Source organism: Candidatus Margulisiibacteriota bacterium, assembly GCA_031268855.1.
GTDB lineage: Bacteria > Margulisbacteria > Termititenacia > Termititenacales > Termititenacaceae > Termititenax.
Map to the genome: position 1 here is coordinate 1 of JAIRWS010000035.1, position 12,004 is coordinate 12,004.

Annotated in this window: 11 protein-coding genes, 1 tRNA gene and 2 pseudogenes; all 14 read left to right on the forward strand. The window is 50.1% G+C overall.

The features are described 5' to 3' along the window. The first annotated feature begins 293 nt into the window (after positions 1-293). The 14 genes and pseudogenes from LBJ25_02190 to LBJ25_02255 all read left to right on the forward strand — a co-directional run bounded on the left by LBJ25_02190 (position 294) and on the right by LBJ25_02255 (position 11,979). Positions 294-734: pseudogene (locus LBJ25_02190) on the forward strand (site-specific DNA-methyltransferase). Between the two features lie 52 nt (positions 735-786). Further along, positions 787-975 carry an antitoxin VbhA family protein gene (locus LBJ25_02195; GenBank protein MDR1452772.1) on the forward strand — a complete coding sequence of 63 codons (189 nt, stop codon included), beginning with the start codon at positions 787-789 and terminating at the stop codon, positions 973-975. 14 nt (positions 976-989) lie between these two features. Further along, the gene (locus tag LBJ25_02200; protein ID MDR1452773.1) at positions 990-1,406 is read left to right on the forward strand and encodes a Fic family protein; all 417 of its coding nucleotides are present in this window, start codon (positions 990-992) and stop codon (positions 1,404-1,406) included. A 375-nt stretch (positions 1,407-1,781) separates the two neighbouring features. Continuing rightward, a complete protein-coding gene (locus tag LBJ25_02205) occupies positions 1,782-2,996 on the forward strand; it encodes an ATP-binding protein (protein MDR1452774.1) in 1,215 nt (404 codons plus the stop codon). Positions 2,997-3,073: 77 nt separating this feature from the next. After that, entirely contained in the window at positions 3,074-3,223 is a 150-nt protein-coding gene (rpmG, locus tag LBJ25_02210; protein MDR1452775.1) for a 50S ribosomal protein L33, read from the forward strand. A gap of 22 nt (positions 3,224-3,245) precedes the next feature. Further along, positions 3,246-3,321 (forward strand) — tRNA-Trp (locus LBJ25_02215). A 59-nt stretch (positions 3,322-3,380) separates the two neighbouring features. Then, on the forward strand, positions 3,381-3,542 hold the full coding sequence (gene secE / locus LBJ25_02220) for a preprotein translocase subunit SecE (protein ID MDR1452776.1): 162 nt from the start codon (positions 3,381-3,383) through the stop codon (positions 3,540-3,542). A gap of 39 nt (positions 3,543-3,581) precedes the next feature. Then, the gene (nusG, locus tag LBJ25_02225) at positions 3,582-4,190 is read left to right on the forward strand and encodes a transcription termination/antitermination protein NusG (GenBank protein MDR1452777.1); all 609 of its coding nucleotides are present in this window, start codon (positions 3,582-3,584) and stop codon (positions 4,188-4,190) included. Between the two features lie 51 nt (positions 4,191-4,241). Continuing rightward, positions 4,242-4,706, forward strand: a complete 465-nt coding sequence (rplK, locus tag LBJ25_02230) for a 50S ribosomal protein L11 (GenBank protein MDR1452778.1) — start codon at positions 4,242-4,244, stop codon at positions 4,704-4,706. Positions 4,707-4,714: 8 nt separating this feature from the next. After that, on the forward strand, positions 4,715-5,404 hold the full coding sequence (rplA, locus tag LBJ25_02235) for a 50S ribosomal protein L1 (protein ID MDR1452779.1): 690 nt from the start codon (positions 4,715-4,717) through the stop codon (positions 5,402-5,404). 127 nt (positions 5,405-5,531) lie between these two features. Beyond that, positions 5,532-6,041, forward strand: coding sequence for a 50S ribosomal protein L10 (gene rplJ, locus LBJ25_02240; protein MDR1452780.1), 510 nt, complete (start codon positions 5,532-5,534; stop codon positions 6,039-6,041). A gap of 57 nt (positions 6,042-6,098) precedes the next feature. Then, a complete protein-coding gene (rplL, locus tag LBJ25_02245) occupies positions 6,099-6,488 on the forward strand; it encodes a 50S ribosomal protein L7/L12 (GenBank protein MDR1452781.1) in 390 nt (129 codons plus the stop codon). 85 nt (positions 6,489-6,573) lie between these two features. After that, positions 6,574-9,921 (forward strand): DNA-directed RNA polymerase subunit beta, encoded by a 3,348-nt coding sequence (locus tag LBJ25_02250; GenBank protein ID MDR1452782.1) that lies wholly within the window; start codon positions 6,574-6,576, stop codon positions 9,919-9,921. A 42-nt stretch (positions 9,922-9,963) separates the two neighbouring features. Continuing rightward, positions 9,964-11,979, forward strand: a pseudogene (locus LBJ25_02255) (DNA-directed RNA polymerase subunit beta'). Positions 11,980-12,004 lie beyond the last annotated feature (25 nt).

Sequence of the window (12,004 nt, forward strand, 5' to 3'; positions counted from 1 at the left end):
TTTTAATTTTAACAGATTCGAGGAATTTATAGCGTTTTGCGTGTCCGCGAGGTCAAGGCTGAGCGTAGCGAACTCTGCACCGGCCTTGACGGAGCAAGTGCAAAATATTTTTTATATAACCCACTTTAGAACCAAAAAGTATTATGAATTAAACAAAGCGAAATTAAATTAGATTGGGAAGATAGGCTGCCTTTATAGGCGTTGTTTGATAAATGGTGTAAAATATTATTTATGTCTGAAGCGCTACAAGAAAAAGAAAATCAAGAGCTGCGCAGTAAAAATAGCAATTCAATAATAACAAAGCAGCAAAGATAATGAAACTTGAGAAATGGGGTTCATCCGCCTATCGTAAAGACAGACCAACATTATATTATTCCATAAAAGACCCTGACGGAAATGATTTTTATCCTGAGGCTCCAGATGGAAAAGACGGACGCTGGAGAAAAAAGCCAGAAACTCTTGATAACCAACATATATTCTGGGAAAAAAGAAAAGGACAATGGAAACCTTATGAAGTTATTTATTTTGATGAGGTTGATAAGAAAAATATTAAGACCAGAAGTATTTGGTTAGAGTATGGAAACAATGCTGAAGCAACAAATGAAATAAAAAAACCCTTAGGAAACAAGGCTTTTGACACTCCTAAACCAGAAAAATTATTAGAACGAATATTACAAGCAGCAACCGATCCCGGCGATTTAGTCCTCGATAGTTTTCTCGGCTCCGGTACTACCCGCCGCGGTGGCGCACAAAGGTTTTTGTTATAATAAATAAAAAGAGGTTGCCATGTATAAACCATTGACCATTGATTACACAAAATGCGCTATTATGGGCGTCGTCTTCCCTGACCTGGATATGTTAAATAGCGCCGCTAACGCTTTGGGATCAAATATGTTTGAGGGCTTTGAACCGACGCCGAAAGGAATAGAAATTATCCGCGATTATTTGGCAGGTAAAATTACTTTTGTACAATAAAAGATTCTTCCGCGTTGCTGGCTATTCACAAGCATTTGTTTCAGGATATTTATGCCTGGGCAGGCCAAAAACGTACTGTAGAGATCAGCAAAGGCGGTAGACAGTTTTTTCCTTTGGCACGTTTTGCCAGCGCCTTTGCTTATATAGACAACTTGCTTGCCGAATACAAAAATATTGCCGGTAATGACCTGCTCAAAATCTCCCATAAACTTGCGGAGATCTTGGACGCTGTAAATTTTCTCCATCCTTTTCGAGAGGGAAATGGACGCACCCAGCGGGAGTTTTTGCGCGCTCTGGCGTTGGAAAAAGGGTTTTCTCTGAACTTAAATCCGCCAGATAATGTTGATGTATATGAACGTTATATGCGGGGGACAATTAACGGTGATATAAAAATACTTGAAACCTTGATCGTGGATTTACTGGAGCGTTAAACAACGCAATTAAAAAACTACCAGCAAAATACAATGTGCACGCCACGGAAAAGCAGAAGAAATGATAAAACTACCCATCGAGCTGCGCGAACATCTCGGCTGGGAGCGGGCGGTGGATGAAGCCATAGCCAAAAGAGAAACAGAACATCGGCGAACTCTGGGAGAAATACACCAAGGGCAAAGGTTTGTTTATGCTTGCCGAAAAGTCCAGGGGCAGATTAGACACCGCTGAACAGATCAAAGCCAGGGTTGGAGTGTTGTAAATTATGGACGAATGTCACATGAGTTATTTTATTGCCAGGTGCCTTGATAATTACTTTACATTTAGCCGCATAGCTACTTTACATTTAGCCGTATAGCTGATATGCTGTCAACATGGTCAAAGCAAGATGGCAGGCGGCTAGAATAGCGGAATCGCTGAAAACAATGCGGGTTACTTTTTTGGCCGGAGCCAGGCAGTGCGGGAAAACAACCCTGGCTGGTTATTTGGCCAAACAGGGCTTTGCCTACAGGACGCTGGATGATATTTTTGCTTTGAAAGCGGCTCAAGAGGACCCTCAAGAGTTTATCAGGCATAACCAAAAAACAATGATTATTGATGAAGTACAGAGAGTTCCTGAACTATTGCTGGCAATTAAACAAGCGGTGGATGTAAACCGGCGCTACGGTCAGTATCTGATCACCGGCTCTGCCAATATTCAGACGCTGCCTACCGTAAAAGAATCGTTGGCCGGGCGGGTGGAAAAGATCAGATTGAGGCCGTTTGCTTACGGTGAGATTTTGGGCAACGCGCCTATGTTTTTGAAAAGATTGCGGACTAGAGATTTTGTGGAGAATAAAGCTTTCACGAAAAAGAAAATATTGGAGATCGCTTTGGCCGGTGGATTTCCGGAGGCTCTAACTAAAAAAGCGACCTCACGCGGAAGATGGCACCGCAATTATGTCGAGGCGTTGATTGAAAAAGATTTGCAGGACATTGCTAATATTCGACGTCAAGATGTCTTGCGAAAACTGTTTGCGGTGATCTGCGAGTATTCGGCAAAATACATGGATAAAGCGAGCATTGGTTCGAGTTTCGCTGTGGCTAGACAAACACTGGACGAGTACATAAATGTGCTGGAAAATATTTATTTGCTGGACAGGGTTGCGCCGTGGCTGAATACCGGCTATGACCGAGTGGGGCGGCAGGACAAAATATTTGTAGCCGACACCGGTTTAATGAGCGCGGTGTTAAGATGGAATTTGGCGGAGGTGGAGTTTTCCGGGGATAAAGCCGGAAAATTGATAGAGACCTTTGTTTATAACCAGCTGATCGCCCAGATCGATCTGGTCGGGGAAGCCGGTTTGTATCATTATCGGGACAACAGAAAACGCGAAATTGATTTTATTATTGACACCAAGCGGGAAATTTTCGGCATAGAGGTCAAGGCTGGTTCCGGTATCAGCGCTACCGATTTTAAACATCTAAAATGGTTCCGCGACCGCATCAGCCGGAAAAAATTTTACGGCATAGTGTTATACGCCGGAAAACAAGCGCTGCCTTTTGGCAAAGACCTTAAAGCTGTCCCGCTGAATAATTTGTGGGAATAAATCTACGGGCGCGCTTGTTGACATATTTTACGGGCTATAGTTAAATATACCCCCTTTTTGTATGAAAGCAGGTTAAAATGCGAGAGATTATTACGCTCGAGTGTGAGGTTTGCAAGCGGCGCAATTATGTGACGACGAAAGAGAAGCGCAACAACCCCGAGCGGTTGACGTTGAAAAAGTATTGTAAATGGGATAAGAAGCATACTCCACATAAGGAAACGAAGTAGAATTCGTTTCCGGTTTGTTAGTAGGCGAGTAGCTCAATTGGTAGAGTGGCGGTCTCCAAAACCGTAGGTTGCGGGTTCGATCCCTGCCTCGCCTGCCACATATGCAGGGGTGCCGATGCGAAATGATAAAAAATTGACTAGAAAACAGGTTGGTTAAATGGCGTTTTTTGCGGACTTAAAAACAGAAATGAAAAAAGTGGATTGGCCGGCGGGCGGCCGCGTGGCGCAAATGACCGTGGCCGTGTTTTTGATCGTGGCGCTGCTGACTTTTTTTACTTTTGTGCTAGATTTGATTTTGGGCGCGGTGTTTTTTAAATAATTTAGGGAAAACATGAGCGGATTAGAAAGCAATAATAATATGGCAGAGACCAATTTGGAAACAACGGAAACGACGCAGGACGTGTCCGCTGTTCCGGCAGAGGAAGAGCTGCGCGCCGCGAAAGGCGATTGGTATGTGTTGCAAGTGTTCACGGGCTTTGAGCAAAAAGTCTGCTCGGCGATAGAACAAAAGATCAGCGACTTCAATCTGCAGGACCGCATTTTTAAAGTGCTGGTGCCGGAAGAAGACGTTATCGAAGTCAAAAACGGTAAGCGTTATGAGCGGCGTAAAATGATGTTCCCGGGTTATGTTTTCGTCAGCATGGAAAAGGACGACGAAGCCTGGTATCACCTGCGCACGGTCAACGGCGTGTCTAAATTTGTCGGCGCGGGCGTGCCGGAGCCGCTGCCGGATAAAGATGTGCTGCGCATACTCAATCAAGCCGGCGAAGTGGCTGTGAAACCGAAGCTGGAAATTGATTTTGAGGTTGGCGAAAACGTGAAGGTGATCTCTGGGCCGTTCCGCGGCTATGCTGGTGAGATAAAAGAAGTCCTGCCGGAAAAAGGCGCGGTCAAGGTGATGATCTCGATTTTTGGCCGTTCTACTTCGGTGGAATTAGATTTTGACCAGATCGAGAAAAACGTATAAAACGTTATAGATAGCTATAGATAAAGTACAGATAGATTGTAGGAGAAAATAATGGGCGAAAAAGGCAAAGGCGGAAAATCAGCGGCAGGTGGCCCCAAGCAGCTGGTCACAGTTGTTAAGCTACAGATCGAGGCTGGCAAGGCCAATCCGGCTCCGCCGGTCGGCCCGGCTCTTGGTCAGCACGGCCTCAATATTATGGATTTTTGCAAGGCCTACAATGACCAGACCAAAGATAAGGCTGGCTCGGTCATACCGGTGGATATTTTTGTTTACAGTGACCGTACTTTTACTTTCAAACTCAAATCGCCGCCAGCCGCGGCGCTGGTCTGCAAGGCTTTGAATATTCCCAAAGGTTCAGCCGTGCCCAACAAAAACAAGGTCGGCAAAATTACCCGCGCCAAGCTGCGGGAAATTGCCAAACAAAAAATGGAAGGCCTGAATTGTTATGATGAGGAAGCCGCGGTCAAAGTTATCGCTGGCACCTGCCGCTCGATGGGCGTAGACGTTATTGACTAGGAGAAAAAATGACAAAACACGGCAAGAAATATAAAAACAAACTGGAGTCCTTGCAGGGCAAGACTGTGCTACCGCTGAATGAGGCGCTGGCTAAAGTCCGCGATCTGGGCGCGGCTAAATTTGATGAAACAATAGAGGCGACTTTTGTGCTGGGCATTGACCCCAAAAAGGGCGAACAAATGGTGCGCGGCGCGGTGGCTATGCCGGCGGGACTCGGCAAAAAAGTGACGGTGGCGGTGATCACCAACGGCGATAATCTCAAGATCGCGGAGAAATCTGGCGCGGATTTTGTTGGCGCGGACGATTTGGTCGAAAAAATCAACGGTGGTTTTACGAATTTTGATGTCCTGCTGGCGACACCCGACATGATGCCCAGGGTTTCCAAACTCGGCAAAGTGCTGGGACGCAAGGGTTTGATGCCGACGCCCAAAGCTGGCACTGTGGTGCAGGATGTGGCCAAAGCGATCGGCGAGCAAAAAGCCGGCAAAGTAGAATACAAAACGGACAAAGCCGGTGTGATCCATACGATCATTGGCAAAAAATCTTTTGAGGCGGACAAGCTGAAATCCAATTATGAGGCGCTTTACGAAGCGATCTTAAAAGCCAAGCCGTCGACAGTCAAAGGCGTTTATGTTAAGGGTATTTATTTGGCGCCGACTATGGGGCCGGGCGTCAAAGTGCTGGCGAGTGCGGCGTAATGGGTGCGAGAGAAGCCCGGACTGTAAAGCCGGGCGTCAAGGTGCTGGCGAGTGCGGCATAATGGGTGTGAATTGATCCAAAGAAGCCGGCAGTCCATTGGGACATAAGACCTGCGGAGGAGTAGCAATGGTTAGGGAAAGCAAAAAAATCGCTGTCGAGGAGATCAAGCAAAAAATTGCGGATTCCGAACTGGTCATGTTTTCTCAATACAGCAAATTGACCGTGGCTGATGACCGTGAGCTGCGCCGCAGCCTGCGCGGAGCCAAAGCGGATTACTGCGTTTACAAAAACACTTTGGCTTCTATCGCGTTTAAAAATTTAAATATTCCGGTTGACGAAAAACAGTTGACCGGTCCGACGGCGTATATTTTTGCCAAAGAACCGGTGGCGCCAGCCAAAGCTTTGATGACTTTTTGCAAAGACCACGAGTCTGTGACGGTCAAAGGCGGCGTGTTCCAGAAGCAGAGTATCGACGCGGCGCAGGTCAAGGAATTGGCCGCTTTGCCGGGGCGCGAAGAGCTGCTGGCCAAGCTGGTGTATGTGCTGCAATCGCCGATCAGCGGTCTGGTCAATGTGCTGCAGGGGCCGATCCGCAAATTAGTCTATGGTTTGAATGCTGTGGCGGAAAAAAAATAACGCTAATGTGTAAGACCGTAATATACGGTTTTACCTTGTATGAGGAGGTGAATTATAATGGCAGAAGTTACTGCAGTTGCTCAAGAGATTATTGATAAAGTGGAAAAACTTTCTGTGCTGGAGCTGAACGGTCTGGTCAAAGCCTTGGAAGATAAATTTGGCGTGACCGCGGCCGCTCCCGTGGCTGTAGCCGTTGCTCCTGTAGCCGCCGCTGGCGGAGACGCCGGGGCCGCTGCTTCTACTGTCAGCGTCATTCTGGCCAGCGCCGGAGACAAAAAAATCCAGGTGCTAAAGGCGCTGCGCGAGATCACCGGACTGGGTTTGAAAGAGGCCAAGGATTTAGTGGACGGCGCTCCAAAACCGGTCAAGGAAGACGTGTCAGCTGACGAAGCGAAGTCTATTAAGGAAAAGCTGGAAAAAGAAGGCGCTAAAGTTGAGATCAAGTAAAGTTTTGGACATTTAAGGATTCCCGGGTTTTTGTTGGACAAAGACCCGGGTAGTTGTGTTTTAGTCTATCTGAGGAGGCGCCAGAGTGGTCGCAAAAATTAAACCGAGAGTAAAGTTAAACGCGGATATTCCTGAAGAAAAATTGGACGTGCCGAAGCTCACGTCTTTGCAGTTGAAATCTTACGACAAGTTTTTGCACGAGGGCATTGAGGATGAATTAAAGGCCATCAGCCCGATCGTGGGATTCAACGGCCGTTACGAGCTTTCGTTTTTGTATTTTGACGAGGACAAAAACGCCTACACCAAACCAGAAATCGAAGAGCCGAAATATTCGGAGATCGACTGCCTGCGCGAGGAGCATACTTACGCGCTGTCGCTGCGTGTGCCGGTGCGGCTGGTGGATACGATCACCGGCGAGATCAAGCAGCAGACGATTTACATGGGCGAGATACCGCGCATGACCAAACAGGGCACATTTATTTTCAACGGCGACGAGCGCGTGGTCATTTCGCAGTTTGTGCGGTCGTCCGGCGTGTATTTTGAGGAAAAAGTAAATTCCAAAAAGAATGAAAAATCTTTCAAAGCCAAGATCATTCCCAACCGTGGCGCGTGGCTGGAGATGGAGATCGACACCAATGGCGTGATCTGGGTTTACATCAATAAAATGAAAAAAGTCGGCCTGTCTTTGTTTCTGGCGGCGCGCGGCTACAATGAGGACGAGATGCGCCAGGCTTTGAGCAACGAGCCGGATCCGGAAGACCTGACCAGGGTCAAACGGGTGCTCAACGGCGGCGAGTATCTGGACAAAACTGTTAAGAATAAAAAAATCGGCCCTATTTTGACGCCGAATGAGGCGCTGATCGAGCTGTACCGCAAACTGCGTCCGGGCGACCATATTACGGAGGACGGCGCCAGACAGTTTTTGGAAAATCTGTTTTTCAACCCTGACCGTTATGATCTGGGCGAGATCGGCCGCTACAAGATCAATACCAAGCTGGGTTTTGCCGAAACGCACAACGAGGATGTGCATTACCTGACCAACGAAGACGTGGCGGCGGTGGCGCGGTATCTTATTAAACTTTCTACCGCCGACGTTTCAGCTTCGGTGGACGACATCGACCACCTGTCCAACCGCCGCGTGCGCGCGGTCGGCGAGTTGCTACAGAGGCAATTCAAGGTCGGCTTGACCCGTCTGGAAAGATTGATCAAAGACCAGATGATGCTCAAAGGCAATGAGGACTTCATGCCGCAGGCGCTCATCAATATCCGTCCGCTGATCGCGGTGATGAAGGAATTTTTTGGCTCTTCGCAGCTGTCGCAGTTCATGGACCAGATCAATCCGCTGGCGGAGCTGGCGCACAAACGCCGCCTCTCGGCCATGGGTCCCGGCGGTGTCAACAAAGAACGCGCTGGTTTTGAAGTGCGTGATATTCAGCCATCGCATTACGGCCGGATCTGTCCGGTGGAGACACCCGAAGGTCCGACTTCCGGGTTGATCTCGCCGCTGGCGACTTTTGCGGACGTCAATAAACACGGCTTCATTGTGACGCCGTATTTTGAAGTGGCCAACGGCGAGGTCAAAAACGGCCGGAATAATCCGCCGGTGTATCTGACCGCCGAAAAAGAAGAAGAGTCGATCATCGCTCCTTACGATGTCAGTGTAACGCCGGACAATAAACTAAAAGGCGACATTGTGCCGGCGCGCAAAAAAGGCGAGTTCGATATGTTCGGAACTGCGGAAGTCAATTATGTCGGCGTTTCGCCCAAGCAGCTCTTTGGCGTGAGCGCCTGTCTGGTGCCGTTTTTGGAGCATGACGACGCCAACCGCGCGCTGATGGGTTCAAACATGATGCGTCAAGCCACGCCGCTGATCTACCCAGACCGCGCTTTTGTCGGCACGGGCATGGAGAAACACATTGGCAAAAATATTTCCACGGCGCTTTTTGCGGAGACCGACGGCGAAGTGACCGAAGTCGACGCCAATAAAATTGTGGTCAAATATTCTCCGGCGGACGGCAAAAGAGCTTATGAGAAAAAACACGAGTTGATCAAATACCTGCGCACGAATCAAAATACCTGCCGCAATCAAAAGCCGATCGTAACGGCCGGTCAAAAAATCAAAGCCGGCGATCCGCTGGTCGAAGGCACTTGTTTCAAGGACGGCGAGCTGGCCATTGGCAAAAACGTGCTGGTGGCTTTCCTGCCTTTTGACGGCTACAATTTTGAGGACGCGATTTTGGTGTCTGACCGTATGGTCAAAGACGATATTTTTACAACGATCCACATCAACCGTTACGAATTGGAAGTGCGCACGACTAAAGTCGGCGCGGAGGAGCTGACGCCCGAGATCCCCAATGTCAGCGAGGAATTCCTGCGCAATCTGGACGAACGTGGCATTATTCGCTTGGGCTCGACGGTGACCGCCGGTGATATTTTGGTCGGCAAAGTCACACCCAAGGGCGAGCAGGAGCAGCCGCCGGAGGAAAAATTGCTGCGCGCGATTTTCGGCGACAAAGCCCGCGATATGAAAGATTCGTCCCTGCGTGTATCTTCTGGTGAAGGCGGCAAAGTTGTCGATGTCCGCGTGTTCGATGAGAACAACAAAGATGATATGCCACCCGGTGTGAAAACTATTGTGCGGGTCTACGTGGCGCAGCTGCGCAAGGTCATGGTCGGCGACAAAATGTCCGGCCGCCACGGCAATAAAGGCGTGATCTCGCGCATTTTGCCGGCGGAAGACATGCCGTTTTTGCCGGACGGCAAACCGGTGGATATCGTGCTCAATCCTCTGGGCGTGCCTTCGCGTATGAATGTTGGCCAGATTTATGAGACGGTTTTGGGCAACGCCGCGCACGCGCTGGGCGAGTATATAGAGGCACAGCAATTTGACGAAGCGATAAACGAGACAGAAAACCCGGAAAAAGGCGCGTCAGTGCGGGCGATCGAGGAAAAACTGCGTGAAGCGCAAAAAGCGCCGGGTTTTGAGTGGCTCAGCGAGAGCGGCGAAGTGACCCTGCGTGACGGCCGCACCGGCGAGCCTTACGCCAAGCCGGTCATGTGCGGATATATGTACATGCTCAAGCTGATCCATCTCGTGGAGGAAAAAATGCACGCGCGCGCTACCGGCCCGTATTCGCTGGTGACGCAGCAGCCGCTGGGCGGTAAAGCGCAGATGGGCGGGCAGCGTTTCGGTGAAATGGAAGTCTGGGCGTTGGAGGCTTACGGCGCCGCGTACACACTGCAGGAACTGCTGACGGTCAAGTCTGACGACGTGTCCGGCCGCGCCAAAGTTTACGAAGCGATTATCAAAGGTAAAAATCTGCCGCCGCCCGGCACGCCGGCTTCATTTCACGTGCTGGTGCGTGAGATCCGTTCGCTGGGGCTGGACATGAAAGTCCTGACCGCCGACGGACGGGAGATCGACCGGAAATAAGGCGGACGTTTTTTAGGTTTTGCAAATTTTAAGGAGGCATCAATGTTAGTTCGTGACCCGAAAGATTTCAAGAGCATTAAGCTGGGCATCGCTTCGCCGGAACAGATCAGATTTTGGTCGCACGGTGAGGTCAAAAAACCGGAGACGATCAATTACCGCACCTTCAAGCCGGAGCGCCACGGCTTGTTTTGCGAGCGGATTTTCGGGCCGGTCAAAGACTGGGAATGTACCTGCGGCAAATACCGGCGGGTACGTTACCGCGGCATTACCTGCGAACGTTGCGGCGTGGAGATCACGAACTCTAAAGTGCGGCGCGAACGCATGGGGCATATCGAGCTGGCCGCGCCTGTCGCGCATATTTGGTTTTTGAAAGGCGTGCCGTCGCATATCGGCCTCATGCTGGATATGCCGTACAAAAATCTGGAGCGCGTCGTCTATTACGAATCCTACATGGTTACCAAAGTGCACGAGTCGATCAAGGATCTGAAAGTCACGCAGCTACTGCAGGAAGCCGAGTACAATTATTACAAGCAAAAATACGGCCAGAAATTTCAGGCCGACATGGGCGCCAAGGCTGTCAAGGATGTGCTGGACGATATGGATCTGGACAAACTGCTGGGTAGTCTGCGCCGCGAGCTGGCCGCCTCCAAAGGCCAGACTTATCTCAAGTTGACCAAACGCATCCGCGTGGTGGAAGCATTTTTGTCTTCCGGCAACAAGCCGTCCTGGATGGTCATGGACTGTGTTCCGGTCATGCCGCCGGATCTGCGGCCGATGGTGCAGCTGGAAGGCGGCCGTTTTGCGGCTTCAGACCTCAATGATCTGTACCGTCGTGTTTTAAACCGGAACAATCGTTTGAAAAGACTGCTGGATATCGGCGCGCCGAATATGATCGTGCGTAACGAAAAACGCATGCTGCAGGAGGCCGTCGACGTGCTGTTTGACAATGGCAAACACGGCCGCGAAGCCACCGGCACCAACGGCCGGCCGCTGCGTTCGATTTCCAATATTATCGAAGGCAAGCAGGGGCGTTTCCGGCAAAATCTGCTTGGCAAGCGCGTGGATTATTCCGGCCGCTCGGTGATCGTGGTCGGCCCTTCGCTCAAACTGCATCAGTGCGGACTGCCCAAAGAAATGGCGATCGAGCTGTTCAAGCCGTTCATTATTCATGAGCTGGTGGACAGCGGTGAAGCGCACAATATCAAGGACGCCAAACGCAAGATCGAAAACAAAGACGTGGTGGTCTACAACGCTCTGGAAAAAGTCATTAAAGGCCACCCCGTGATGCTCAACCGCGCGCCGACGCTGCACCGTCTGGGCATTCAGGCTTTTGAGCCGGTGCTGGTCGAGGGCAAAGCGATCCAGATCCACCCGCTGGTCTGCACGGCTTTCAACGCGGACTTCGACGGCGACCAGATGGCCGTGCACGTGCCGCTGTCCACCGAAGCGCAGGCGGAGTGCCGCATTTTGCTGCGCGCGGACAACAATATTCTCTCCGCGTCCAACGGCAGTCCGATCATCACGCCGACGCAGGACATGGTTATCGGCCTGTACTGGATGACTATGGAGCGCGCGGCTGACAAAGAAGTCAAAACATTCGACGAAAAGGCCGGGCAATTCCTATATCTGGCCAAGAGCCGTCTGGAGGAAAAAGCGCGGCCTTTTGCGAATATCAACGAGGCGATGAAAGCTTACAATCTGCATATGATCAGAATTCAGCAGCCGATCCGGATTTCCCGCAACAATTTGCTGCTCAATTTTGAGGATGTGATCAGCTTAAAGAAAAACGAAGCCGAGGACAAAGAGCAGCTTGTCAAGGACGAGGACAAATGGATCCGCACGACGATCGGTCGCTTGGTTTTCAATGACGCGATCAGCAAAGTGCTGGAGCATTTCAATAAGCCCAAAGCCAGTTATCTCAATTACCGCATGGATAAAGGCAAGATCCGCAGCCTGATCTCCGAATACTACGATATTTCCGGCGCGCAGGTCACAGCCGAGCTCTGCGATCAGCTGAAAAATATCGGTTTCCATTACGCGACCAAGTCCGGCGTATCGGCCAGCCCGCCGGAATTTGTGGCGC

Coding starts and splice junctions, on each gene's coding strand:
- LBJ25_02195 (MDR1452772.1), top strand. CDS start 787: ATGTATAAACCATTGACCATTGATTACACAAAATGCGCTATTATGGGC.
- LBJ25_02205 (MDR1452774.1), top strand. CDS start 1,782: ATGGTCAAAGCAAGATGGCAGGCGGCTAGAATAGCGGAATCGCTGAAA.
- rpmG (MDR1452775.1), top strand. CDS start 3,074: ATGCGAGAGATTATTACGCTCGAGTGTGAGGTTTGCAAGCGGCGCAAT.
- secE (MDR1452776.1), top strand. CDS start 3,381: ATGGCGTTTTTTGCGGACTTAAAAACAGAAATGAAAAAAGTGGATTGG.
- nusG (MDR1452777.1), top strand. CDS start 3,582: ATGGCAGAGACCAATTTGGAAACAACGGAAACGACGCAGGACGTGTCC.
- rplK (MDR1452778.1), top strand. CDS start 4,242: ATGGGCGAAAAAGGCAAAGGCGGAAAATCAGCGGCAGGTGGCCCCAAG.
- rplA (MDR1452779.1), top strand. CDS start 4,715: ATGACAAAACACGGCAAGAAATATAAAAACAAACTGGAGTCCTTGCAG.
- rplJ (MDR1452780.1), top strand. CDS start 5,532: ATGGTTAGGGAAAGCAAAAAAATCGCTGTCGAGGAGATCAAGCAAAAA.
- rplL (MDR1452781.1), top strand. CDS start 6,099: ATGGCAGAAGTTACTGCAGTTGCTCAAGAGATTATTGATAAAGTGGAA.